This is a genomic window from Streptococcus varani (assembly GCF_001375655.1).
GTDB lineage: Bacteria > Bacillota > Bacilli > Lactobacillales > Streptococcaceae > Streptococcus > Streptococcus varani.
The window spans coordinates 553,971-578,223 of record NZ_CTEN01000001.1 but is presented as its reverse complement, the minus strand read 5'-3'; the positions used below and the strand labels follow the sequence as shown (position 1 = coordinate 578,223).

Genomic DNA, 24,253 nt, shown 5'->3' with positions numbered 1-24,253 from the left:
AGTCGGTTTCCCGACTTTCATCATTATTCTTCAAGCGAACCCACCCAAGCACTAGTTCCGCCAGCTAGGTTGGTCACATCATAACCCTCACTGTCCAAGAAGGCACAGGCTTGGGCCGAACGGCCGCCCATTTGGCAAATGATGTGGTAGACTTTGTTCTTAGACAATTCCTCATATCGTTCAAGTAACTGACTAAGTGGCAGGTTGATGGCACCTGGTAAGTGGCCAGTCGCGTATTCATCCACTTCACGAACATCCACTAGGTTGATGGATTTTGCTTCTACTTCTGTTTGTAAATCATTGACATCCATATTTTTAATCATGTATTAACTCCTCAGGTCTAACTGTATTGTATAAGGAATAGGCTCCGTCCAAGTTTGAGACGGTAAAGCCATTTTGTTTGAGAATACGCTCTGCGATATAAGAACGCAAACCGCTGTGGCAGCTGACAATGTATTCTTGATCTTTGTCCAATTCAGCCAAACGATCACGCAAACTATCCAATGGGATATGAAGGGCGTCTGGGAAGCGTCCAGCCAGCACTTCACCTGGATTGCGGACATCCAAGAGAACTTTTCCTTGAGCCAGTTGGTCTTTGAGTTCATGCCATTGCACGTTGTCGCTGACACCCTGTGCCAAATTGGATGCTGCATAGCCAATCATATTAACCGGATCCTTAGCAGAACCAAATGGTGGTGCATAGGTGAATTCTAATTCTGGCAAATCAAAGATGGTCAAGCCAGCCTTGATAGCCGTTGCCAAGATATCAATCCGCTTGTCCACCCCTTTTTGACCTACAGCCTGGGCACCATAGATAGCACCTGTTTTAGGATTGAAGACCAATTTTATGGTGATGGAAGTGGCACCTGGATAATAGCCAGCATGGTCGTTACCAGTCGTATGCACGACCGCCACATCCTCAAAGTTCTGACGGGCAATCCGTTCACTAAGACCAGTCGAAGCCGCTGCCAAATCGAAGGCACGGACAATGGCAGTCCCGATACTGCCCCTATTTGATGAACTATGACCGGCAATAATATCTGCCAGTTGTCTACCTTGACGATTAGCTGGACTCGCTAATGAAATAAGTGCATCTTGACCCGTAATCTGGTTTTTGACCACAATAGCATCCCCGACCGCGTAGATATTTGCAATATTGGTTTGGTAATTTTCATCCACTAAGATACCACCTCGCAGATCCAATTCGATACCCACAGCTTTAGCCAAATCATTCTCAGGTTGAACTCCGACAGACAGGATAGTCAAATCTGACTGCAAACTTGATCCATCTTCCAAGATGATAGTCTTACCCTGATTTTCAAAAGATTGAGCCGATTGACCAGTGATAACCGTGATGCCATTTTTAACTAATTCAGCCTGTACAAAAGCTACCATTTCTTCATCCAAAGGCGGTAAGACATGAGGTGCCTTTTCAATCAAGGTCACTTTCAAGCCCTTCTTTGTCAAACTTTCTGCCATTTCTAGACCGATAAAGCCTGCCCCGATAACCGTTGCTTGTCCGCTCTCGATTGACTCCAACTGAGCCATAATTTTATCCAAATCAGGAATGTTTCGCAGAGTATATATGTTTTCCGCTTGCTCTAAACCTGCCATCGGCGGAATAAAAGGTTTTGCACCTGGTGATAAAATCAGTTTGTCATAGTTTTCAGTGTAAGTTTTGCTAGCTGAGCGAGCCGTCACTTCTTTCTTGTCCCCATCGATAGACAAGACTTCCGTTTCTGGACGCACATCCAACTCAAATCGAGCTTTCAATTGCTCAGGGGTTTGTACTAAAAGACTGGAACGTTGTGCAATCTCTCCCGAAACATGGAAAGGCAGACCACAGTTAGCAAAAGAGACGTAAGGACCTTTATCAAAAACGATGATTTCCGCATCTTCCATGAGCCGACGCAGACGTGTTGCAGCCGACATACCACCAGCGACACCACCAATAATGACGATTTTCATATTAGATTCCTCCAATTATTTTTCCTTGATAGGCAGACATACCACCTCTGACATTGACAGCTTCATAGCCATTTTTTCTCAACATACTTGTCGCACGCTTGCTTCGCATGCCCGATTGGCAAACAACATAAACTTTCCCAGATTTAGGTCCCTTATAGGTCTGGATTTGGTCCAAGGGAAAATTCCGTGCCTGTCTGATATGCCCATACCGGTATTCTTGAGGACTACGAACATCTAAAAGGATCACTTTCTCATCCTTCAAAATATCTTCTAATTCACTTGTAGAGATAGATTCCGATAATTGTAGCAATAATTTTTTAAAAAAATCAAACATGATTTCTCCTTTTTCTATAAATACCCCATAAGGTATATTCAGATGATAACAAAAGCAAATAAACCTGTCAAATAGAAAGTTTGAATCCTACTCCATTGACAATTATACCCCTCATCGGTATAATGAGGGTATCAAATGTGAAGAGAATCAGGAAAATCAAATGAAAATCGAAAAAAAAAATGTCCTCAACCGCCTCAAACGAGCAGAAGGCCAGCTTCGCGGAATCCAAAAAATGATTGAAGATGAGCAAGAGTGCATCGACATCGTGACCCAGCTGACTGCTGTCCGCTCCAGTATTAACCGTACCATGGGTCTTGTCATCACTAACCAAATTACTCAAGCTCTAGAAGATCCAAGTCTAAATATTGAAGAACAAGAAAAAAAACTCCAACAAGCTTTAGAATTGATTATCAAGAAATAACAAATCGAGTAGAGACTAATTTCTAGCCCCTCTCACACCACCGTGCGTGCCGTTCGGCACACGGCGGTTCAACTAACTTTTAACGCATGTCGTTCAAGATAATAATCTAGGCATGAAACCAGTCCACGTTTAGCGAGGACTGGTTTTGATATAGCTCGTTTTAGAATTGACTTTTGTGCCACTAATTGATAGTGGTCACCCCAGCCAGATACCTTATCAGCTATCCATTTGGGAGTCCCTAGTTTAAGTAGTCCCCAAAGTCGCCTTGACTTCTTCTTCCATTGTTTCCAAATAATAACTCTAATTCGTGTCCTCAATCGTTTATCAATTTCTCCCATGACTGACTTCATGTTAGTCAATGCGAAGTAGTTTATCCATCCGCGAATAAGCCAGTTGAGTTTCTCAATACGGCTACCCAAGTCAGTGCTCCATTTGCGTGTTGTGAGCTTCCTAGCCCCTCTCACACCACCGTGCGTGCCGTTCGGCACACGGCGGTTCAACTAACTTTTAACGCATGTCGTTCAAGATAATAATCTAGGCATGAAACCAGTCCACGTTTAGCGAGGACTGGTTTTGATATAGCTGAATTGACTTTTGTGCCACTAATTGATAGTGGTCACCCCAGCCAGATACCTTATCAGCTATCCATTTGGGAGTCCCTAGTTTAAGTAGTCCCCAAAGTCGCCTTGACTTCTTCTTCCATTGTTTCCAAATAATAACTCTAATTCGTGTCCTCAATCGTTTATCAATTTCTCCCATGACTGACTTCATGTTAGTCAATGCGAAGTAGTTTATCCATCCGCGAATAAGCCAGTTGAGTTTCTCAATACGGCTACCCAAGTCAGTGCTCCATTTGCGTGTTGTGAGCTTCCTAAGTTTCCTCTTGAAACTCTGGATACTCTCTTGATGTGGACGACTTTTCCACCCTTCAGCTGATTTCCAGAATCCGAATCCAAGGTACTTCAGTTGACTCGGTCTGGTAATCTTAGTCTTGGTCATATTGACTTTCAATCCCAGTCGCTTCTTAATGAATCGGCTAACTGAATACATGATACGTTTGGCAGATACTTCGCTCCCAACTGTGATGACACAGTCATCTGCGTACCGGACGAAACGAAGCCCTCGATTTTCCAATTCCTTGTCCAGCTCATTGAGCGTGATATTGGACAGGAGGGGAGATAGATTCCCACCTTGTGGTGTTCCCACCAGCGTTTTATGGCGCTGTCCATTGATAACTACACCCGAATGAAGATACCTACGAATCAGAGACTCTGTATCTCCATCTTGGATAATGTTATGGACAAGAGACATCAATCTATCTTGGGGAACTGTGTCGAAGAATTTCTCAAGGTCAATGTCCACAATCCACTCATAGCCATCATTAAGGTATTCTAGTAACTTGATGATGGCTTTTTCGCATGACCGTTTCGGTCTAAACCCATAGCTCGTTTCGGAGAAATGAGGTTCACACAGAGGGCTGATAACTTGGACGATGGCCTGTTGAATCATTCTGTCCATTACTGTTGGGATGCCAAGCTGGCGGACTCCTCCATTGGGCTTTGGGATTTCAACGCGTAGGACTGGTTGAGGTTTGTATTTTCTCTGTTTTATCAACTCTTTGGTTGGTCGCCAATATTGGCGGAGATATTCATCCATTTGGTCAATGGTAATGCCATCAATTCCAGCTGAACCCTTGTTGACTTTCACTTGATTGTAGGCTTCCACCATGTTGGAGCGAGATAGAATAGTATCTAGTAACTGTGACATGTGCGTATTCCTTTCTTGTTTCGGTGTCTGAGGGACATCTTATATTGGTGAACCTTCCTCTAGTCAATACATGACCGCATCCAGTTCTATCAGACCGCTAGTTTTACAGACACAAGTGAAGTAGGATTACTTCGGTTAATTGTTAAGCCCTTCGCTCCACTTCCATTACTCTCGTGATTTACGCATATAGGTTACGACTACCTATTTGGACTTTAGAGCTTTCAGCCCCCTCATCCGCTATATACGCCTTAATATCACGTTTCTGTTCGTAGAGCCGCGATTTCGCTATCCCTTCCTCTCCCCGCCACCTCGCGATAGTCAGGCTTGGGAGTCGCTATTGGGTTCACCGGTAGCGGGTGCCCACGGAGGACTTGCACCTCAGATGTACGACATGCCCGTCGTACTAAAAATGAGAATCTCCAAATGGAAATTCTCATTTTTTGCACCCCTAATTATTGCTACACTGACTGGTTCAAAATGTTTAAAAATCCATTTCAATCCCTATTTTCCTGAGGTATCATTATATGGTAGAGCAAATATTCACCACTCTTCTGCTTTCTGAAAGAAAGCCAATAAGAGAGTGCAGAATTTGGTAAATCATAGACTAAAAAAAGTGTTTCTGGCTCATTTGCATCAATATAAATCGACGAGTAGGTTGGTCGACCAAATGTACCAACTACCAAATCTGCAGATGCACCACCTATCCCGGAAGACGAATCTCCAACTTTAAGACTAGCCAGTTCAGTTGCCTTTCCTAACAATTGAGAATTTTCGCCTTTTCTCGAAGGATAATCTTTTGCTACAAAACGACCTGAAAAATAAACGACACGGTATAATCCATCAAATCTTTTCAAACCTAATGAAACATCCTGATAGGTATCCCCTTCCTCTCTTTCAACACTTGAAAAAGCATGATCATCAAAAGCGTATTTCTGGTATGTTATATAGAACACTTCTTCTTTTTCATCAACTTCTACATCCGAAGGTTTCCCATATATTTTTAGAATATCAGCAAGCTTTGTCCCACTAGTTCCCGTCTCATCCGCTTGGATCTTTTGCAATTTGTCAATAGTCCATTTATAACCGTATTCTTTTTCAGACTGAGCAACAAGAGACTGAGCGAAATGAGTAAACTCTTCTCCGCTCAGTTCCCGTCGCTGGTAATAATACCATCCCAAATAAGCTAGAAGTACAAATAAGAGACTGACCAAAATCAATAAAAGTTGACGATAGGGTCTTAAAAAGGCTCGAATTTGTTTGAAAAAAAGAAAACGATCTAAATCACGGGCCAGTTCTTCTAAATTTTCTCTTTCTTCTCCACCTGATTTATTTTTCAATTTTTTCTCCTCCGATAAGAGCTCCTCCACTAACTAAGTAAGTCTCTCCTCCTTCAAATCCAGAAAAGAGCAGACTCACGTGATCTCCCTTCTCCCAGTCTTTTGCCCCAATTTGATAATAAATCACAAAGATATTTTCCATATGATCGGTTATTGTATAGTCAACCTTATTAGGTAAACCATGTTTAGCTACAATATCTTGATACTTTGTTCCCTCTGGATCTGTCACAATTGGGTTGCTTAGTTTAAGGGATTCTACATCCGTTTTTGTCCAATTAAAAACTGTATCCCATTTGGCAAGAAATAAGTCCCTTGTTAGCTCACCCTCAGCCTCCCGACTGAACAAACGAAAAACACCATTTATCTTCTTAAAAGAAAGAGAAAGTTTTTGATAGGGTAAACTGTAGTCATATTTATTGGATAGATAAACAATCTGAAAACCATCTGATTTACTATATTCTGGTAAAACTTGGACATCTGATGGTTTCCCATAGTTAGATAAGATGGTCTTCAGTTCACTACCTTTATTTCCAGAATCGTCTAAAGTCAATCCCTTAATATCATCTAAAGTCCACCGAAAGGAAAAGTCAAATTCACTCGCAAGAAGTGACTGGGTATAGGCTTTTAGATCAGGGTCTGTCAAATCTCGATTGCGATAGGCTTGCATTCCTAAAAAGATGACTAAGAGACTTAACAAAGCAAGAGCAACAAAAATAAAACGAACGTAGATCGCTCTCTTATTTGTCGCTTCACGAGCCATCTGATCTCTTTCTAGCTCTTTTGCTAGATTCTTTAATTGTTCTGTATTTTTCATTAAGGCGTCTACATCCTTCTTTCTTTATTATGCTCTTAAAATAAGGAGTCTTGTTTGGCACTGAATCTTTATGGTAAAATAGAATCACCCTCTGGTTTGAAAGGATTCCCTCTATCTATGAAAACTCCCAAAGTAACTGATTCCACTGAGCAAGGATTTTTACCTCAAAAAGTGAAACAAAGACATGTTCTACTATTGTCGTCCAGTGTTGCTAGTTTAGCATTTGGACTCTTGATCCCACATTTTTTTCTTCCAGCACTACTCTTTTCTCTCACCTGTCTAGGTCTTCTATTCCTATTTACTCGCAAACCATCCCTATTTAAAGCAAGTAGCAGTCGTCGATTACAAGATTTAAAAGACAATATGTATGATTGTGATCAGAAAATCAATCGATTGGAAAAATTGCTGGACAAAAAAGAATATATCCAATACGGCATATTGGCTTATCAAATCTTATCTCAACTAACAACCATTCAAACAGAGAGTGAGAGTTTGAAAAGTTTTATGGATGCCACCATTTATAAAGGAATTAGCCAACGAGTCAGGCACGAGCAGAATAAAATCAAAGCTAGCCTTGATTTACTGGATATTTCCAGAATAACTGGATCGACTGATACTGTTTTGCAAGAAATTCTGAAGTATGCACCAGAAATTACAAAAATCTATCAGAATATCCAGTCTGATCATTTAGAAATTCTGTCTAAACTCAAAGAGTCTGAAAATAAAACTGAGTTACTAGCCATTCATGATATCAACATGAATCGCTTTCGGGATATTCTCCTTGGCTATCTGAAAATTAAAGAGGCTCCTAAAAACTATAATCGGGCAGAAGACCGACTCATTAAGGCTAAAGCAGCCATGGAACAATTCGATACAGATCTAGATGACACACTCAAAAAATTGAATGAAGCTGAATTAGGCGATTTTGAAATCTCTCTCCGAATGATGGAAAAGAAATCTTACGGTCAAGAATAGCAGATTCTTTCTAAAATGAAGAGAGATAGTAAAACAAGGAGGTCTGCTTACGAGACCTCTTTTAAATTTCTATACCTGAAAGATGAGAAAATTCCATAACCAGCACTTCTAGAGCGTAACATCTTACAACAATCATCCATGGATAAATCTAGTATGTGAATGGAGAAAACTCTAAAAATCATGCTTATATCTTTGACAAATTTCACCATTAATTTTGCAAGATCCAAAAACCATACTACAAAAGAACAGACAATTTCCAATTGAGAAATCATCTGTTTTTCTTTTATCCTTCAACTACTGTCGCACCCAAAACGTGTTTGAAATGATTGAGAGCAAAATTGTGATTTTCAACTGATAAACTTGCCGTTGCTCCCGCAATAATCTCAATATTGTAGCCGAGATTATAAGCATCAATGGCCGTATGGAGGACACAGATATCTGTCAGGACTCCTGTTAGGAGAACCGTATCAACCTTGCGCTCTCGCAGACGAATATCCAAATCCGTCCCTGAGAAAGCTGAGTAATGGCGCTTATCCATCCACAAAACACGGGCATCATCCTTAATGCTTTCATAAACATCTGCTAATTTTCCATAAAGGCTACGACCGCTCGTTCCCTTGATGTTGTGAGGGGGAAACAACTTGGTTTCTGGGTGAAATTCATCACCCTCATCATGACCGTCAATGGTAAAAAAGATGTAATCGCCCATGTCATATGCTGCTTGAGTTACTTGAGCAATCTTATCTGAGATAGCTTGAGCTGGCTTCCCAGCTGTTAGTTTCCCATCATCTGCTACAAAATCAAGAGTATAATCGATTGAAATCAGTGCTTTTTTCATATTAGTAGTCACGTTTCTTAATCTCATCAAAGATAGCTGGTATCAAAACTTTCAGGTAAGTACCTTTCATCCCCAAGGAACGACTTTCAATAATACCCGCACTCTCCAATTTGCGAAGTGCATTGACAATGACCGAGCGAGTAATGCCGATACGATCTGCAATCACTGATGCCGTCAATTGACCTTCTACTCCATTTAACTCATTCAAGATAGCTGATACAGCCTTCATTTCCGAATAAGATAAAGTATTCACAGCCATATTTACTGCAGCGCGACGGCGAATATTCTTCTCATCTTCTTCCCGTTGGAAATTGAGAAGTTGGATCCCCACCACCGTCGAAGCAATCTCAACCAAAATCAAATCATCATCGTTAAATTGGCCATCATTACGCCAAATAATCAGGGAACCAAAACGAATCCCTGTCACATGTATAGGGGCTAAAGTAGTGACACTATTCGGATAATCTGCGCGTGATTCCACAGGAATAGCAGTCAAATCACTATCTGCTGGAATATTTGGCAAGGTATCATAAACTTGAGCAGCTGCTTTGATATAGCCTGCTGGAAATTGTTTATTGGTAAAGAATTCCTCAACCCGATCGTTGTTGAGTTTATCCTTCAGGTAATAACCTAGGACTTCTCCATCACTATTGATGATACAAGCGTTACAATGGATAATATCCGCCAAATGCTCAGCAATGGCGTTATATGGCAATTCTTCCGCCAATGTTTCCTCAGAACGCTTCAAGATAGAAGTAATGTCCCTTGTTTTTTCTAATAAAGTTGTCATATTTTCCTCTTCTAACTGTAATTGCCTTCATTATACCAAAAGAAAGGGGTATTTTCAATAATTATCAGAAAATTTTTATTGTTCTAAACATTAAAGCAATTTTAAAACCCTTGCTAAGCAAGAGTTTATCGTTTGTAGTGACGCAGAACGCGAGTAATTTTTTCCTGGACATCTGCCAATTCTTCCACCGTTGGCAAATAAACGATACGGAAATGGTCGGGCTTATCCCAGTTGAATCCTTTACCCGGAACCAACATAACTTTCTCTTGCTTCAGCAAACGTAGACAAAATTCCTCATCATCCTCAATCCTATACATTTCTTGATCGATTTTCGGGAAGATGTAAAGACCTGCCTGGGGCTTGACTGCTGAGAGTCCAGGAATATCGTTAATAGCCTTATGGATAAAGTTTCTTTGTTCATAGATACGCCCACCAGGTAAGAGCAACTTGTCTACAGATTGGATGCCTCCCAGCGAAGTTTGAACAACTTGTTGCGCCAAAACATTGGAACAAAGGCGCATATTGGACAGCATATTGATTCCCTCAATATAGCCTTGAACATGAGATTTAGGACCAGAAAGAACCATCCATCCCACACGAAAACCAGCAATGCGGTGTGATTTAGAGAGCCCATTCATGGAAACACAGAAAATATCTGGAGCCAAACTTGCAATAGAGACATGCTCTCCACCGTCCATAACCAAACGGTCATAAATTTCGTCAGCCATGATAATCAAATCATTTTGCCGAGCAATCTCAACCAATTCTTCTAGAATCTCTCTTGGATAAAGAGCCCCTGTCGGATTATTTGGATTGATAACAACTAAAGCTTTGGTACGTGGGCTAATCTTAGACTTGATATCATCGATATCTGGATACCAGTTAGCCGATTCATCACAGACATAGTGCACAGCTTTACCACCCGACAAACTGACACAAGCTGTCCACAAAGGATAGTCCGGCATAGGAACCAATACTTCATCATCATTTTCTAAAAGAGCCTGAAGCGCCATAGGAATGAGCTCAGAAACTCCATTTCCGATATAAATATCGTTAACATCCACTTCAGGAAAACCTTTAAGTTGGCAATACTGCATAATAGCTTTACGAGCAGAGAAAAGCCCCTTACTATCCACATAGCCTTCAGAGTTCCGAGCATTCATAATTAAGTCACGAATGACCTCATCGGGGGCTTCAAATCCAAAAGCTGCGGGATTTCCAGTATTTAAGCGAAGAATTCTCTCACCATTTGCAATCATACGATCCGCTTCATCCAAGACCGGACCACGAATATCATAAGCCACATGTTCTAGTTTTGATGATTTATCAAATTGTCTCATGGCATTACCTCGTCTTTCTTAATGAAACTATTTTAGCGTAATTTAGAAAAAATCACAAGAAAGAGTTTACTTTTTTCATGAAAAGGCTTACAATAGATATAGAAGTAATATTCAGGTTTTGAGACTTTAAAAAAATGTATTCTCTACTACCTGCTTCTCCCTAAGGGAGAAAATCAAAATCGGCTAGAGTACCTTTTCAAAAGTTTCTTTTAGTATATTTCTTGATAGCAGTAACTGCCTCTACATTCTGGCCAACTTACTTTTCTTTTAGATTAGAATGAAAGGTATAATTGGACGGATTGTGAAATCAAGTTTTTCTAACTTACTTATTGATTTGTTAGGTATTGTTACGCCTCTCTATTGTTTGTTTGAAAGGAGTGAAACACTATGACTCAATCGTATAATACTATCCTTGTCGCTGTTGACGGCTCTATGGGAGCTGAATTGGCTCTCCACAAGGCCATTCATGTCGCTAAACGAAACCATGCACGCCTAGTTATCACCCATGTTATTGATACTCGAGCACTGCACAATGTAGCAGCTTTTGATGCCTCAGTTTATGAGTCTTTAGAAAGAGAAGCTACCGAATTACTCAAGGGTTATCAGGAAGAAGCTCTAGCAGCTGGTCTTTCAGATGTTCAAGTCCTCATCGAATTTGGAAATCCAAAAACACTCCTGGCACATGATATTCCTAAACAAAGTGGAGCTGATCTCATGTTGCTCGGTGCGACTGGTCTTAACGCCTTTGAGCGACTTCTCATCGGCTCCTCATCAGAATACATTTTACGCCACGCAACCATCGACCTTCTCATCGTTCGTGAAGAACAGAAAACTATTTAGAAAAGCAAAAAAGGACCTAATTTCAAGTCCTTTTTGTGTTTTATTCTTCATCCAGCAATCCAAAATGGAGGGCTGCCTGATAAATTCCATCTTCATTATTGGAAGAGGTCACATAACGAGCAACTTGCTTCACCTTCTTAGAGGCATTTCCCATGGCAACGGAATATTTCACACCCGCTAACATTTCTACATCATTTCTGGAGTCTCCAAAAGCCATCACTTGATCCATCGTGAAGCCATACAGTTGACCCAATTTCTCTATCCCCTTTAATTTTGACATGCCTTTATTAATGACATCAATAGCATAAGGGCTAGATCGGGTAATCGCAAGGCCAGGAAATTCTGCTACCAATTTTTTCGTATCAAACTCGCTGACGATCATCATTATCTGGTAAATAGACTGTTGAAAGAGAGTATATAAATCCAACTGTCTCTGAGGCCGAATAAATCGTACCAAGCGATTAAAAATAAAGACAATCGCATCAGCCCAGGAATGTGGAATCAAACGCGAAATCCGATACCCTAAACTTCCCGAACCAGCATTCATAATCCCAGAACCAGTCACTCCTGAGGCCGTTCCAAAAGATAGGGCAAATTTATTCTTTTGTGCGTAGGCTAGCAAATGACGGATATCTTCTTCTGCCAAAGGATTATCAAAGAGAACCTTTTCCCGAGAAAGGATATATTGCCCATTATAAACGATGGCTAAATCCATGCCCAGAGAAGCCATATATTGTAAAACAAAACGGGGATCGCGACCTGTAGCCAAACCCACCAAAATTCCTTTTCTCTTGAGGCGGTTGATGACCTGAATGGTTGATGGACTAATTGTTCGACTATCTGTCAACAAGGTCCCATCAATATCTAAAAAAACAGCTTTTATCATCAGAATCATCACCCTCTTTCTTAATTTTATGATAGAATAATTATAGCATAATTTTGAAAGATTCTGAAAACTTTATGAAAAATATATTAGTACTCCACACAGGTGGCACCATATCTATGCAAGTCGACGACCGGGGACAGGTGGCTTCTGGTCCAGAAAATCCCATGGTCCATGTTGCCAATCCCTTGGAAAATATCCAAGTTACCTCTCTCGATTTTTATAATATCCCTAGTCCTCATGTTAGTTTTGAACATATGATTGGACTCTACCAAGTGATCCGTGAAAATGCAGAGAATTACGATGGATTTGTCATTACTCATGGCACAGATACCTTAGAAGAAACAGCTTACTTCCTAGATACCATGGCTATCCCCAAAAAACCAATTGTCCTAACTGGAGCTATGCGCTCTTCAAATGAATTGGGAAGTGATGGCGTTTATAACTATCTCTCCGCTCTCCGAGTTGCTGCAGACCCAAAATCTGTAGATAAGGGAGTTCTTCTGGTCATGAACGATGAAATTCATACTGCCAAGTTCGTTACTAAGACCCATACCACTAATGTTTCCACATTTCAGACGCCAACTCACGGTCCAATTGGACTGGTTACTAAACGAGAAGTCCTCTTCTTTAGCAAAACTGGAGAACGTGTTCGGTTTCATCTAGAAAATATTTCTGGAAGAGTTCCCATTATCAAGGCTTATGCCAATATGGATACGATCCTTCTAGATGCTCTAGATGCTAAGACTATTTCTGGCTTAGTCATCGAAGCATTAGGTGCTGGGAATCTACCACCATCCGTCTTACCAAGTCTCTATCGCCTCACAAAAGAACTTCCTGTCGTCCTCGTTTCTCGTTGTTTCAACGGTATTGCTGAACCCGTGTATGCCTATGAAGGTGGGGGCGTTCAACTGGAGGAAAACGGAGTTCTCTTTGTCAAAGAACTGAACGCTCAAAAAGCTCGTATCAAACTCCTTATCGCTCTAAATGCCGGACTTGAAGGACAAGAATTAGCTGACTATATCCAAGGATAATCCCAACCAGCAACAAATAAAAAGAGGTTTAGAACGACTCCTTAAGAGTGCAGGTTCTAGGCCTCTTTTATTTTATCCTATGTGTTATGAATGTCTATCTAAAAATCAAAATTAGATGAGTTATAGTCAAATGAATTAGCTTTAGGACTAGGAACTAAGGTACAGGTAGCTCAAGCAGGCTGGGAATAGACTGTTTGAGATTGGAAATAAAAGAAACTAAGTTTCTCTCAACTGGAATAGGGCAAGCCAATAGTGACAACGTATTGAAGTTAATTCAAAACTATAAAACTCCTTGACTATCACTAGTGAAAGCAAACTTTGGTCCCCAACTATTTCAATCCAATTTACTAGGTCTAGACATGTCTTTGGCAATCATTCTCCATTTAGGATTATTCTGCCATTTTGGCTCAGCAGTAATCTGACTAGCAACCCGTCTAGCCTCCTCCAATATCGGAAAGTCCTCTATTATATTTGCCACTTGAAATTCGGGCAACCCCGATTGTCGCGTCCCAAACACTTCACCAGATCCCCGCATCTGCAGATCCTTCTCAGCTAGTACAAAACCATCTGTCGTCTCCGTCATGGCTTGCATCCGCTCTTTACCTGAATCCGTCTTAGGATTAGCAACCAAAATAGCATAGGATTGCTTGTGTCCACGACCAACACGGCCACGAAGTTGATGCAACTGACTAAGACCAAAGCGATCCGCATCCATAATCATCATAATCGTCGCATTTGGAACATTGACTCCGACTTCGATAACAGTGGTTGAAACCAATAAATCCGTTTTTCCAGCCTTGAAATCCTGCATAACAGCTTCTTTATCCTGATTTTTCATCTGACCATGCAAGAGAGCAATTTTAACAGAATCGCCAAAATAAGCCAGCAACTCCTCTTCCAAAGCAATAGCGTTCTTTAAGTCCAAGGCTTCCGATTCTTCAATTAATGGAGAAACAACGTAAACTTGTGCTCCCTTTGCAATCTCCTTCCCCATCCATTCCAAAACAAGAGAAAGTTGCTCATGCTTCACCCAACGTGTCACAATTTCTTTGCGACCAGCTGGCAACTGATCAATAATAGAAACATCCATCTCCCCAAAAGCTGTAATGGCTAGAGTTCTAGGAATGGGAGTGGCTGTCATCATCAAAACATCTGGATTTTCACCCTTTTCACGAAAAATTCGTCGTTGCTTGACCCCAAAACGATGTTGCTCATCTGTTATAACCAGACCCAAATGATGATAATTGACTCCCTCCTGAATCAAGGCATGTGTCCCAATAATCAAATCCACTTGACCAGATTCTATGGCTGCTAAAGCAGACCTCCTAACAGCTGATTTCATACTACCAGTCAAAAGTACGATAGACAACTCTGGAAATAATTGACTCAAACTCTCATAATGTTGCTCTGCTAAAATCTCCGTTGGCACCATCATGGCCGACTGAAAACCAGCCCTATGAGCTACATACATAGCAAGACCAGCAATAACTGTTTTTCCCGAACCAACATCCCCTTGCAAGAGACGATTCATATGAGAGGAAGAAGCCATATCCGAAGTGATTTCTTTTAAAGAACGCTCTTGAGCAATCGTCAATTCAAACGGAAGCTGTTTCAGTTTATTCAACAAGGCTTGTTGATCAAGAGGAATAGCTAAACCAGCATCTGGTCTACGATTTTCAGACTTCAAACTTTGCAAATTCATCTGAAAATAGAAAAGCTCTTCAAATTTAACACGTCTCAAAGCCTGCTTATATTCTTCTTTGTCTCTTGGAAAATGCATAGCGACAATAGCATCGCGACGATTGAGCAACTGATACCGTTCTAATAACTCTGCTGGCAGATTTTCTTCAAATAAATCTATGTACCCAGCATCTATTGCTTCCCGAATTAGCTTAACTAAACTCGCTTGCTTTACACCTTGAACAAGATGATAAACTGGCTGCAAATCATCCTGACTTTGACTTAAAACCTTCATTCCGGTAAGGGATGCTTTGGTTTTATCCCACTTCCCCCAAATTGCTATTTGAGCACCAACCTCAATTTTGTCTACCAAGTAAGGTTGATTAAAGAAAGAAACTGCAATAACAACTTCACCTTGACGAATAGAAAATCGCAATCGATTCCGCTTATAGCCATAATATTGAACACTTGCTGGACTGATAACCTCTCCAAGCACCAAAGCCTTCTCACCATTCATTAAGTCCAAAACGGACTTAGACTGAAAATCTTCATAACGAAAAGGATAATACACAAGCGCATCACCTACGGTCTCTAAACCAAGTTTTAAAAATTTTTCTACCGACTTAGGACCAAAACCAGATAAGACAGATAAAGAATCAGTTAAAGATTTCATAGAACTATTATACCAAAAAAGCAAAAGAAAAAAGATAGTAAAAGAGGCTCTATAATTTCTGTAGTGGGTCAGACCACTATGGAGGTTATGGAGCCTTTTTGAGTGTATACAAAAAGTCCCATATGACCTATAATGAAAAGCGACAAAACCATCATTTTAGAAAGACTCATATGGAACAATTTGATTTTATCACAAACTTACTTGGAATAAAAGACCCTAATATCACCATTTCAGATTATGTGGACGCTGGAACTCATAAAGAAGTCATCGCTAAACTTGACTATCCGGCTCCTAAATGCCACAACTGTCATGGTCAGATGGCTAAATATGACCTCCAAAAAGAATCTAAAATCCCCTATCTGGAATGTGCTGGATATAAGACCTTAATTCGTTTAAGGAAACGTCGTTTTCGTTGTCAGGATTGCGGAAAAATAGCTGTCGCAGAAACTTCTCTGGTCAAGAAGAATCATCAAATACCAGCTATTGTTAACCATAAGATTGCTCAAAAGCTGATTGAGAAAGCTTCTATGACAGACATCGCTGAATGCTTGGCCGTATCCACTTCAACAGTCATTCGCAAACTCAAGGAGTTCCAATTCAAGACTGACCTAACTTGGCTCCCAGCTCACATGAGCTGGGATGAATATAGTTTCAAGAAGGGCAAAATGAGCTTCATCGCACAAGATTTTGACTCGCTTACTATCTTAGCTATTCTAGATGGACGAACACAAACGACCATTCGCAATCACTTCCTCCGCTATTCCAGACAGGTGAGAAACCGAGTCAAAGTCATCACTATGGACATGTTTAGTCCTTACTACGATATCGCTAAAAAATTATTTCCAAACGCTAAAATTGTCCTCGATCGCTTTCATATCGTCCAACATATGAGTCGGGCCATGAACCATCTGCGCATCCAAATCATGAAGCAGTTTGACAGAAAATCTCATGAATACAAGGCGCTAAAAAGCTACTGGAAACTCATTCAACAGGATAGCCGTAAACTCAGCGATAAACGCTTTTATCGCCCTACTTTTCGGATGCATTTAACCAACAAAGAGATTCTTAAAAAACTACTTTCTTACTCGCAGGAACTTCGAGAACACTATGAACTTTACCAACTATTGCTTTTTCATTTTCAAAAGAAGCAAGCTGAACATTTCTTTGACCTCATTGAGGAGCTGCTTCCCAGCGTAAATCCCATCTTTCAAACTATTTTTAAAACCTTTTTGAAGGATAAGGACAAGATCATTAACGCATTAGAACTCCCCTATTCAAACGCCAAACTAGACGCTACTAACAACCTCATCAAAGTCATTAAGCGTAATGCCTTTGGTTTCCGGAACTTTGACAACTTTAAATTAAGAATTCTCATCGCTTTGAACATCAAAAAGAAGAGAACCAAGTTGGTCCTCTCCAGGTTATGACTTTTCAGCAACCCACTACAGTTGACAAAGAGCCATTATTTATCCTTTATTCAACACTAAAGAGATATGGATAGACTGGTTGGTCTCCTTGATGAATATCCACTTCAATGTCTTCATGTTGTTCTTGCAAGGTTTGTGCTAGGTTTTGAGCCAATTCTTCATCGCCTTCTTCCCCAACGTAGATAGTCACAATTTCACTATCTTCGTCTAGCATATTAACAAAGGTAGCTTCCAAAGTCGTCATCATATCCGGATTAGATACCACAATTTTTCCATCAACCATACCTAGATTATCACTTTCATGAATTTCTAGGCCATCAATAGTGGTGTCACGAACCGCTGTCGTCACACTTCCGCTCTTCACATCAGCCAAAGATGCCGTCATAGCTGTAAAGTTCGCTTCAATATCGCGGCTAGGATCGAAGGCCAAGAGGCTAGTCAATCCTTGTGGCACTGTCCGTGTTTCAATCACTTTAACAGCTTCTTCTGCTACTTCAGCAGCAGTCTGAGCAGCCATAAAGATATTTTTGTTATTCGGCAGGATGATAATATTGCGGGCATTCACCAAGTCAATCGCTTTGACAAAATCTTCTGTTGATGGATTCATTGTTTGACCACCAGAGATGACATAATCAACGCCTTGGGCTTTGAGGATATCTGTCAAACCTTGTCCAGCAGCAACTGCGATGATGGCATATTCTTTCTGTTCAGTAGGTTTTTGGAATTCATCAGCCGCCACTTTTTCAACTTGTGCTTCGTGTTGAGAACGCATGTTATCAACTTTTACCTTGACCAAGCTACCATATTGAAGTCCTGCTTGCATGACCAAACCTGGATCTTCTGTATGAACGTGTACTTTGACGATCTCGTCATCATTAACGACAAGAAGAGAATCTCCCAAATCGTTAAGGTAATTACGGAAATCTTCGTAATCAAAATCTTTCACATAAGTTGGACCTTGACGAAGGGCAACCATGATCTCTGTACAGTAACCAAAAGTGATATCCTCTGTCGCTACATGACCTGCAACAGATTTATGGTGTTCTGCGTTAATCATCTCCGTCATAACTGCTGGAGTTGCTTCAAAGTCTTCTGATTTAATGTACTCACCAGTTAGAGCTGAGAGAAATCCTTCATAGATATAAACCAATCCTTGACCACCTGAATCGACCACTCCAACTTCTTTCAAAACAGGTAGCATATCGGGTGTCTTAGCAAGAGCACGCTTAGCTCCCTTGAGTGTTGCGCGCATAACTTCGATTGCGTCGTCAGTTTCTTCTGCCTTTTTCAGAGCAGCAGTTGCAGCACCACGAGAAACAGTCAAAATCGTTCCTTCAACTGGCTTCATAACTGCTTTATAAGCCACTTCAACACCTGATTGGAAGGCATGAGCCAGGTCTTTACCATCCAATTCAGTTTTACCTTTGATTGATTGACCAAAACCACGGAACAATTGTGAGGTAATAACACCTGAATTTCCACGAGCGCCCATGAGCAAACCTTTTGATAAGATTTGACCCACTTCACCAACAGTATTGGCCGCTTTATCTGCCACTTCTTTAGCACCATTAGTAACCGTCATCCCCATATTGGTTCCTGTGTCTCCATCTGGAACAGGGAAGACATTTAAAGAGTTGACATATTCGGCTTGTTTATTCAAACGAGTTGATGCCGCTTGCACCATTTCTTGAAGTAAACTAGTTGTAATTTTAGACACAATTATTCTCCTACGACTTTGATATTTTGAATATAGACATTAACAGTATCTGCAGTGATCCCCAGTTGGTTTTCTAGGTTGAATTTCACACGTTCTTGAATATTGCGAGATACTTCTGAAATTTTAACACCGTAACTCATCACAGTATAAACATCAACTGCGATAGCGCCAGATTCTGTTGTCTTAACAACCACTCCTTTTGAATAGTTTTCTTTACGCAAAAGAGCTTGGAAGTTGTCCTTGATTGCTGCTTTACTAGCCATTCCAACAACACCAAAATTTTCAGTTGTCGCGCCGCCTACAACAGTCGCAATAACCTCATCGGTCAATTCGATTTGGCCATCTTTTGTATTGATTTTAACAGTCATGTTTTGTTACCTCACATAGTTTTATCACACTATTTTATCATATTTTGCCTGGCATGTAAAAAAGAAGGTTATCAGAAGTAACAGTAGATAGACAATACTCCATAGATAAGTCCAAATTTTAGAGAATAACTTCTCCGCAAAGACAAAAAAAAAGCCAGAGGCCTTTTTCTTAAACGCGTTCAACTTTGCCTGATTTAAGAGCACGAGCTGAAGCCCAAACTTTTTTAGGTTTACCATCGATTAAAACAGTAACTTTTTGAAGATTTGGTTTAACTGTACGTTTTGTTTGGTTCATCGCGTGTGAACGGTTGTTTCCTGAAACAGTCTTACGACCAGTAAAGTAACATACTTTAGCCATTTGTGTTTTCCTCCTACGTAGTTTAATTAAGGATGTGCTAGCACCACATACTTAAACATTCTACCAGAAAGAAGAGCGTTTGGCAATAGAAATGACAGATATTTTTCACTCATACCAAAGATATAGGCTTTTATCCCTTTTCTCTTTGATTTTTTTGGTAATAAGCAAAGGCAGCCAAGCAGAAAAGCAGACAGAAGAGTAAGAAGAATGTCACTGTTTTAAAGTTAGTTAGAAGTCCACCAAGCAAGAGAATGAGTGCAGAGAGGATAGCCAGAAGAGGCGCGATGAGTCCAGTCAACTTATTCTTGATAATTCCTTTACGATATAGTCTCAATACGATGATATAAAGAAAGACAAAGGATAAGTTATTAAAGACAATAGCGATTTCGCTGATATCTGAACCCGGTAAGAGATTGAATTTGCTGACCAAATAGTGAACAGCAAGCCAGATATAGGCTACCGCTACTACAGATAGACTGGCAGGGATGGATAACTGATACTTCAAGTTTAACTTAGCAAACTTTGGATTTTTGATCCAACCTAACTGAGCGAAGGCCTGCGGCAAACGCATGGTTCCAAGCAACATGCCATTTGACACACCTAAAACCGCAATAATGATGACAAGAAGAAGTATTTTACTAATCGTTTTGCCGTATATCAGTTCTGTGGCATGAACAACTGCATCATTTCCAGCCATTAAGATATAATCTGGTCCCAAAATACGATTCAAACCATAGAAAAAGAGGAGGTATAAAGCCAAGATAGCCATTGGACCAAATATAAAGGCTCTGGCAAGGTTCTTCTTCGGATTTTTAATCTCGGGAGCAATACTAGCCACAACAGTCCAGCCGTCGTATGCAAAATAGAGCGGAACCAAGCCCGACAGCCAACCCCAGCCAACTGCTACTGGTGTAATAGCTGGCGCTTGTGGAAAGTCTCCTTGCCAAAAGAGTCCAACCAAGGCAATGGCAATCAGTGGAATTACCTTGATGAGGGTTGACAAGGATTGAAAATAGCCAGCCAACCATTTAGAAAAAATATTCAATACTGTTAAAACGAACAAATAAAGTGCTGCTAAGAGAACTTGGGCCTCCAAACTAGACTGGGTACCTAAGGTAAAGATAGCTGCTACCCAGGTTACTACGGCAACAACTGTTGGTAGATAGACATAAGCCGTAAAAATTCCCAAGGCAGTAGCCAACCCCGGATGGATGTAATGGGCATAGTAATAGAAGATTCCGCCCGCCTCTGAGTGACGAATGGCTAATTCTGAAATACTGAGACTACCAAAGACAATGGCAAAGGAACCTAAGGCGATAATGGTCATCCCCAGACCTACATTACCACCAGCATAGTTCAGAATATCATCTACTTTAAAATAGATACCAGATCCAATAACCACGCCAACAATCATAGCAATGGTAGTTGCCAGACCATACGCTTTTTTTTCTTCCACAACTTTCACCTAACATTTCTCATAATTTCTTTCCCATTATAACAGAAAAAACTCTCCCTGACAAGATATATGAAAAAGTTTATCCTGAGCAGATTTTCTATTTTTCCTGCGGTTTCAGAGGGATATTATAGACTGAGAGAAAATCAAAATAGATGAGACAAAGTAACGCAGATACACCAAATGATTGGCAAGGAGCTTTAACAAAGTATAGCTTGGACTTTCAAAGAGTGTTCCCCTCTTAGCAATCATTTTTTCTATTTCAATAAGGTATTTAATTTACGAGATGAGTTATCAGACAGAAAAAACCCGACAAATGTCAGGTTCTATCTATATAGTATAACTTACTTTGAATTAAGCTTTACCAGCTGATCCGAATACGTCAATACGTTCTTCAACAGCTTCTTGAACAGCTTTGATACCTGGTGCCAAGAATTTACGTGGGTCAAAGAGTTTCTTCGCATCGTAGTCCGCTTTGTTTGCTGCGTATTCTGCTGCAAATTTAAGGCTAGCTTCTGTGAAGGCGATTTGACCTTCTGTATTTACGTTAACTTTAGCAACACCAAGTTTGATCGCTTCTTGGATTTGATCGTCAGGAATACCTGAACCACCGTGCAATACGATTGGGAAACCTGGAACAGCTTCAGCCAATTTCTTCAAGTGGTCAAGATCAAGACCTTCCCAGTTTGCTGGGTATGGACCGTGGATGTTACCGATACCTGCTGCCAAGAAGTCGATTCCTGTAGCAACCATTGCAACTGCATCTTCGATTGGTGCCAATTCACCTTTACCAACGATACCGTCTTCTTCACCACCGATAGTACCAACTTCAGCCTCAACTGAAATACCTTTAGCGTGAGCCAATTCTACAACTTCGCGCGCTTTTTCAAGGTTTTCTTCTACTGGAAGGTGTGAACCGTCAAACATGATAGAAGTGTAACCAACTTCGATACACTCAAGTGAGTCTTCGTAGTGACCATGGTCAAGATGAATAGCAACTGGAACAGTGATGTTCATTGATTCAACAAGGTTAGCAATCAAGTTACGAGCTGTTTTATAACCACCCATGTACTTAGCTGCACCCATAGAAGTTTGGATAAGTACTGGAGCTTGTTTTGCTTCAGCGGCACGCAAGATAGCTTGTGTCCACTCAAGGTTGTTTGTATTAAATCCACCAACAGCATAGCCGTTTTCACGAGCTGCTTGGACGAATTTTTCTGCTGAAACTAATGGCATTAGATCGCCTCCTAATAATTTTTTGGGCATAGCCCATACACCCCTATTTTATCACTTTTCTCTATAAAATGCTAGTTGAAATATAAACTTTAGACTTGTTTTCATATGTCTTTTCAGAAAAAAAGCAAAAAAAGACAGGCATAAAGCCTGTCTACCTGATGCGGAAAGGGGGACTTGAACCCCCACGACCTAAAGCGGTCACAGGATCCTTAGTCCTGCGCGTCTGCCAATTCCGCCATTTCCGCTTAACACAAGAAATAGTATAGCATGGCTAACTATTCCTTGTCAACACTTTTTTTCGGTTTTTTTCTATTTCTTCCATCTGACTATCTGTTTTTTTGTAAAATGGCTGGAATTAGAGGGATTTGGCAAGCTGGTTTTCGATAGCCGCTGTCACAAAAGCAGTATAGAGTTCTTCTGGTCGATTTGGTCGTGACTGCAATTCAGGATGGTACTGAGCTGCGACAAAAAATTTCTTATCTGTTATCTCAACCACTTCCATCAGGCGATTATCTGGCGACACTCCAGAGAAGACAAAACCAGCATCTTCAAATTGCTGACGAAAGGCGGTATTGAACTCGTAGCGATGGCGGTGACGTCTTTCCACTACTTCTTGATCTCCATAGGCTGCTGCTGCTTTGCTTCCTACTTTCAGTTGGCATGGATACAGACCCAAACGCAGCGTTCCACCCAAATCTTGAACATCTACTTGGTCTCGCATGAGATCGATGATCGGATACTTAGTTTCTGGATCTAGTTCCGCTGAATTAGCTCCCTCAAGAGCAAGGACATGACGAGCAAACTCAACACAGGTTAGCTGCATTCCAAGACAAATACCTAACATAGGGATATCTTTTTCACGGGCGTAACGAATGGCCTGAATCTTACCTTCTGTTCCTCTATGTCCAAAGCCACCTGGAACGATAATACCTGCTACATCGCCCAGTAAACTGTCTGCATTCTCAGCATTTACGTCATTGGCATTCACCCATTTGAGATCGAGTGCTGTATCCCTTGCATAGCCAGAATGTTTCAGTGCTTCCACGACAGATAGATAAGCGTCCGGTAATTCGACATATTTGCCAACCAGTGCAATCCTGACTTTCTTTTTCAAATTCATGACCCGATTGACCATATTAGACCAGTCAGTCATGTCCGCCTGAGGTGCATCAATCTTCAGGTGATCACAGACAATTTGATCCATTTCTTGATCTTGAAGGTTGAGTGGAATCTGGTAAAGATGCTCTACATCGCGGGATTCAATAACTGCTTTTGCATCTACATCACAGAAATTAGCCAATTTCTCTTTGATTCCTTGATGGACCGGCTGTTCTGTGCGAATAACCAGCATATTGGGCTGAATACCTAGACCACGCAGTTCTTTTACAGAGTGTTGTGTCGGTTTTGTTTTCATCTCACCTGCAGCTTTTAGATAAGGCAGTAAAGTCGTATGGATATACATGACATTGTCAGCGCCTACATCGGCCTTCATTTGACGCAAAGCTTCGAGGAAAGGCAGACTTTCAATATCACCAACAGTTCCACCGACTTCTGTAATGATAATGTCCGCATCTGTCGTTTGTGCAGCTCTTTTTATTTTATCTTTAAGAGCATCTGTTATGTGGGGAATGACCTGTACGGTTGCTCCTAAATAGTCTCCACGACGCTCTTTTTGCAAAACCTCACTATAAATTTTGCCTGTCGTAACATTTGAATATTTGTTAAGACTAATATCAATGAAACGTTCATAATGACCTAAGTCTAGGTCCGTTTCTGCTCCATCATCTGTCACATAAACCTCCCCATGTTGATAGGGGCTCATGGTCCCTGGATCGATGTTGATATAGGGGTCAAATTTCTGAATAGTTACTTTTAACCCTCTATTCTTTAACAGTCTCCCTAGACTGGCCGCAACAATTCCTTTTCCGATGGAAGATACCACTCCACCCGTGACAAAAATATATTTTGTTTCCATTGAAACCTCCTCAAAATGCACATTT

General features: G+C 40.7%; 21 protein-coding genes, 1 tRNA gene and 2 pseudogenes. 5 read left to right on the top strand and 19 right to left on the bottom strand.

Features of this window, described 5'->3' with window-relative positions:
- Nucleotides 1-23 precede the first annotated feature (23 nt).
- From BN1356_RS02920 to BN1356_RS02910, 3 genes are read right to left on the bottom strand one after another with little or no spacing between them, the layout of a single operon-like run.
- Nucleotides 24-323 carry a rhodanese-like domain-containing protein gene (locus BN1356_RS02920; protein ID WP_093649919.1) on the bottom strand — a complete coding sequence of 100 codons (300 nt, stop codon included), beginning with the start codon at nt 321-323 and terminating at the stop codon, nt 24-26.
- Nucleotides 316-1,968 carry an FAD-dependent oxidoreductase gene (locus BN1356_RS02915; RefSeq protein ID WP_093649918.1) on the bottom strand — a complete coding sequence of 551 codons (1,653 nt, stop codon included), beginning with the start codon at nt 1,966-1,968 and terminating at the stop codon, nt 316-318. Before BN1356_RS02915 ends, BN1356_RS02920 begins: the two co-directional genes overlap by 8 nt.
- Nucleotide 1,969: 1 nt before the next feature.
- On the bottom strand, nt 1,970-2,302 hold the full coding sequence (locus tag BN1356_RS02910; protein ID WP_093649917.1) for a rhodanese-like domain-containing protein: 333 nt from the start codon (nt 2,300-2,302) through the stop codon (nt 1,970-1,972).
- Between the two features lie 160 nt (nt 2,303-2,462).
- Here BN1356_RS02910 and BN1356_RS02905 point away from each other — a divergent pair, with 160 nt between their 5' ends.
- The gene (locus tag BN1356_RS02905; protein WP_093649916.1) at nt 2,463-2,723 is read left to right on the top strand and encodes a metal-sensitive transcriptional regulator; all 261 of its coding nucleotides are present in this window, start codon (nt 2,463-2,465) and stop codon (nt 2,721-2,723) included.
- 68 nt (nt 2,724-2,791) lie between these two features.
- Here the strand turns inward: BN1356_RS02905 and BN1356_RS02900 are convergent.
- From BN1356_RS02900 to BN1356_RS02885, 4 genes and pseudogenes are all read right to left on the bottom strand, one after another.
- Nucleotides 2,792-3,175: pseudogene (locus BN1356_RS02900) on the bottom strand (group II intron maturase-specific domain-containing protein); the annotation flags it as partial.
- Nucleotides 3,176-3,219: 44 nt separating this feature from the next.
- A pseudogene (gene ltrA / locus BN1356_RS02895) lies at nt 3,220-4,490 on the bottom strand (group II intron reverse transcriptase/maturase).
- Nucleotides 4,491-4,984: 494 nt separating this feature from the next.
- Nucleotides 4,985-5,827: a hypothetical protein gene (locus BN1356_RS02890; protein WP_093649914.1), complete on the bottom strand. Its 843-nt coding sequence runs from the start codon at nt 5,825-5,827 to the stop codon at nt 4,985-4,987.
- Complete coding sequence (locus BN1356_RS02885) at nt 5,817-6,641, bottom strand: hypothetical protein (RefSeq protein ID WP_093649913.1); 825 nt, start codon at nt 6,639-6,641, stop codon at nt 5,817-5,819. The genes BN1356_RS02890 and BN1356_RS02885 overlap by 11 nt, the downstream gene beginning before the upstream one ends.
- 363 nt (nt 6,642-7,004) lie before the next feature.
- Between BN1356_RS02885 and BN1356_RS02880 the strand changes: the two genes are divergently transcribed.
- A complete protein-coding gene (locus tag BN1356_RS02880) occupies nt 7,005-7,616 on the top strand; it encodes a hypothetical protein (RefSeq protein WP_141651818.1) in 612 nt (203 codons plus the stop codon).
- 283 nt (nt 7,617-7,899) lie between these two features.
- On the opposite strand, the gene BN1356_RS02875 is transcribed toward BN1356_RS02880, so the two are convergent.
- From BN1356_RS02875 to BN1356_RS02865, 3 genes are all read right to left on the bottom strand, one after another.
- The gene (locus BN1356_RS02875; protein ID WP_093649911.1) at nt 7,900-8,454 is read right to left on the bottom strand and encodes a cysteine hydrolase family protein; all 555 of its coding nucleotides are present in this window, start codon (nt 8,452-8,454) and stop codon (nt 7,900-7,902) included.
- Between the two features lies 1 nt (nt 8,455).
- The gene (gene codY / locus BN1356_RS02870) at nt 8,456-9,244 is read right to left on the bottom strand and encodes a GTP-sensing pleiotropic transcriptional regulator CodY (protein WP_093649910.1); all 789 of its coding nucleotides are present in this window, start codon (nt 9,242-9,244) and stop codon (nt 8,456-8,458) included.
- A gap of 125 nt (nt 9,245-9,369) precedes the next feature.
- Nucleotides 9,370-10,584 carry a pyridoxal phosphate-dependent aminotransferase gene (locus tag BN1356_RS02865; protein ID WP_093649909.1) on the bottom strand — a complete coding sequence of 405 codons (1,215 nt, stop codon included), beginning with the start codon at nt 10,582-10,584 and terminating at the stop codon, nt 9,370-9,372.
- Nucleotides 10,585-10,971: 387 nt separating this feature from the next.
- Here BN1356_RS02865 and BN1356_RS02860 point away from each other — a divergent pair, with 387 nt between their 5' ends.
- The gene (locus tag BN1356_RS02860) at nt 10,972-11,424 is read left to right on the top strand and encodes a universal stress protein (RefSeq protein WP_093649908.1); all 453 of its coding nucleotides are present in this window, start codon (nt 10,972-10,974) and stop codon (nt 11,422-11,424) included.
- A gap of 40 nt (nt 11,425-11,464) precedes the next feature.
- Here BN1356_RS02860 and BN1356_RS02855 read toward each other — a convergent pair whose 3' ends face one another.
- Nucleotides 11,465-12,319, bottom strand: coding sequence for an HAD-IIB family hydrolase (locus BN1356_RS02855; RefSeq protein WP_245620280.1), 855 nt, complete (start codon nt 12,317-12,319; stop codon nt 11,465-11,467).
- Nucleotides 12,320-12,384: 65 nt separating this feature from the next.
- Here BN1356_RS02855 and BN1356_RS02850 point away from each other — a divergent pair, with 65 nt between their 5' ends.
- Nucleotides 12,385-13,341 (top strand): asparaginase, encoded by a 957-nt coding sequence (locus tag BN1356_RS02850; protein WP_093649906.1) that lies wholly within the window; start codon nt 12,385-12,387, stop codon nt 13,339-13,341.
- Nucleotides 13,342-13,675: 334 nt separating this feature from the next.
- Here BN1356_RS02850 and recG read toward each other — a convergent pair whose 3' ends face one another.
- Nucleotides 13,676-15,694, bottom strand: coding sequence for an ATP-dependent DNA helicase RecG (gene recG / locus BN1356_RS02845; RefSeq protein ID WP_093649905.1), 2,019 nt, complete (start codon nt 15,692-15,694; stop codon nt 13,676-13,678).
- Between the two features lie 170 nt (nt 15,695-15,864).
- On the opposite strand from recG, the gene BN1356_RS02840 reads away from it, so the two are divergent.
- Nucleotides 15,865-17,121, top strand: coding sequence for an ISL3 family transposase (locus BN1356_RS02840; RefSeq protein ID WP_176694213.1), 1,257 nt, complete (start codon nt 15,865-15,867; stop codon nt 17,119-17,121).
- Nucleotides 17,122-17,167: 46 nt separating this feature from the next.
- Here BN1356_RS02840 and BN1356_RS02835 read toward each other — a convergent pair whose 3' ends face one another.
- The 7 genes from BN1356_RS02835 to BN1356_RS02805 form a co-directional block, all read right to left on the bottom strand.
- On the bottom strand, nt 17,168-18,838 hold the full coding sequence (locus tag BN1356_RS02835) for a DAK2 domain-containing protein (protein WP_093649903.1): 1,671 nt from the start codon (nt 18,836-18,838) through the stop codon (nt 17,168-17,170).
- Nucleotides 18,839-18,840: 2 nt separating this feature from the next.
- Nucleotides 18,841-19,206, bottom strand: coding sequence for an Asp23/Gls24 family envelope stress response protein (locus BN1356_RS02830; protein WP_093649902.1), 366 nt, complete (start codon nt 19,204-19,206; stop codon nt 18,841-18,843).
- 169 nt (nt 19,207-19,375) lie between these two features.
- Complete coding sequence (gene rpmB, locus BN1356_RS02825) at nt 19,376-19,564, bottom strand: 50S ribosomal protein L28 (protein WP_018164578.1); 189 nt, start codon at nt 19,562-19,564, stop codon at nt 19,376-19,378.
- 130 nt (nt 19,565-19,694) lie between these two features.
- Nucleotides 19,695-21,020, bottom strand: a complete 1,326-nt coding sequence (locus BN1356_RS02820; RefSeq protein WP_093650045.1) for an APC family permease — start codon at nt 21,018-21,020, stop codon at nt 19,695-19,697.
- A gap of 351 nt (nt 21,021-21,371) precedes the next feature.
- Nucleotides 21,372-22,253 carry a class II fructose-bisphosphate aldolase gene (locus tag BN1356_RS02815; RefSeq protein ID WP_093649901.1) on the bottom strand — a complete coding sequence of 294 codons (882 nt, stop codon included), beginning with the start codon at nt 22,251-22,253 and terminating at the stop codon, nt 21,372-21,374.
- 159 nt (nt 22,254-22,412) lie between these two features.
- Nucleotides 22,413-22,498 (bottom strand) — tRNA-Leu (locus tag BN1356_RS02810).
- Nucleotides 22,499-22,608: 110 nt separating this feature from the next.
- Nucleotides 22,609-24,228 (bottom strand): CTP synthase, encoded by a 1,620-nt coding sequence (locus tag BN1356_RS02805; protein ID WP_093649900.1) that lies wholly within the window; start codon nt 24,226-24,228, stop codon nt 22,609-22,611.
- Nucleotides 24,229-24,253: the final 25 nt, after the last annotated feature.

Bases quoted from the DNA above. Each gene is read 5' to 3' on its own strand.
- BN1356_RS02920 (WP_093649919.1), bottom strand. From the start codon at position 323: ATGATTAAAAATATGGATGTCAATGATTTACAAACAGAAGTAGAAGCA.
- BN1356_RS02915 (WP_093649918.1), bottom strand. From the start codon at position 1,968: ATGAAAATCGTCATTATTGGTGGTGTCGCTGGTGGTATGTCGGCTGCA.
- BN1356_RS02910 (WP_093649917.1), bottom strand. From the start codon at position 2,302: ATGTTTGATTTTTTTAAAAAATTATTGCTACAATTATCGGAATCTATC.
- BN1356_RS02905 (WP_093649916.1), top strand. From the start codon at position 2,463: ATGAAAATCGAAAAAAAAAATGTCCTCAACCGCCTCAAACGAGCAGAA.
- BN1356_RS02885 (WP_093649913.1), bottom strand. From the start codon at position 6,641: ATGAAAAATACAGAACAATTAAAGAATCTAGCAAAAGAGCTAGAAAGA.
- BN1356_RS02880 (WP_141651818.1), top strand. From the start codon at position 7,005: ATGTATGATTGTGATCAGAAAATCAATCGATTGGAAAAATTGCTGGAC.
- BN1356_RS02875 (WP_093649911.1), bottom strand. From the start codon at position 8,454: ATGAAAAAAGCACTGATTTCAATCGATTATACTCTTGATTTTGTAGCA.
- codY (WP_093649910.1), bottom strand. From the start codon at position 9,244: ATGACAACTTTATTAGAAAAAACAAGGGACATTACTTCTATCTTGAAG.
- BN1356_RS02865 (WP_093649909.1), bottom strand. From the start codon at position 10,584: ATGAGACAATTTGATAAATCATCAAAACTAGAACATGTGGCTTATGAT.
- BN1356_RS02860 (WP_093649908.1), top strand. From the start codon at position 10,972: ATGACTCAATCGTATAATACTATCCTTGTCGCTGTTGACGGCTCTATG.
- BN1356_RS02855 (WP_245620280.1), bottom strand. From the start codon at position 12,319: ATGATTCTGATGATAAAAGCTGTTTTTTTAGATATTGATGGGACCTTG.
- BN1356_RS02850 (WP_093649906.1), top strand. From the start codon at position 12,385: ATGAAAAATATATTAGTACTCCACACAGGTGGCACCATATCTATGCAA.
- recG (WP_093649905.1), bottom strand. From the start codon at position 15,694: ATGAAATCTTTAACTGATTCTTTATCTGTCTTATCTGGTTTTGGTCCT.
- BN1356_RS02840 (WP_176694213.1), top strand. From the start codon at position 15,865: ATGGAACAATTTGATTTTATCACAAACTTACTTGGAATAAAAGACCCT.
- BN1356_RS02830 (WP_093649902.1), bottom strand. From the start codon at position 19,206: ATGACTGTTAAAATCAATACAAAAGATGGCCAAATCGAATTGACCGAT.
- rpmB (WP_018164578.1), bottom strand. From the start codon at position 19,564: ATGGCTAAAGTATGTTACTTTACTGGTCGTAAGACTGTTTCAGGAAAC.
- BN1356_RS02815 (WP_093649901.1), bottom strand. From the start codon at position 22,253: ATGCCATTAGTTTCAGCAGAAAAATTCGTCCAAGCAGCTCGTGAAAAC.
- BN1356_RS02805 (WP_093649900.1), bottom strand. From the start codon at position 24,228: ATGGAAACAAAATATATTTTTGTCACGGGTGGAGTGGTATCTTCCATC.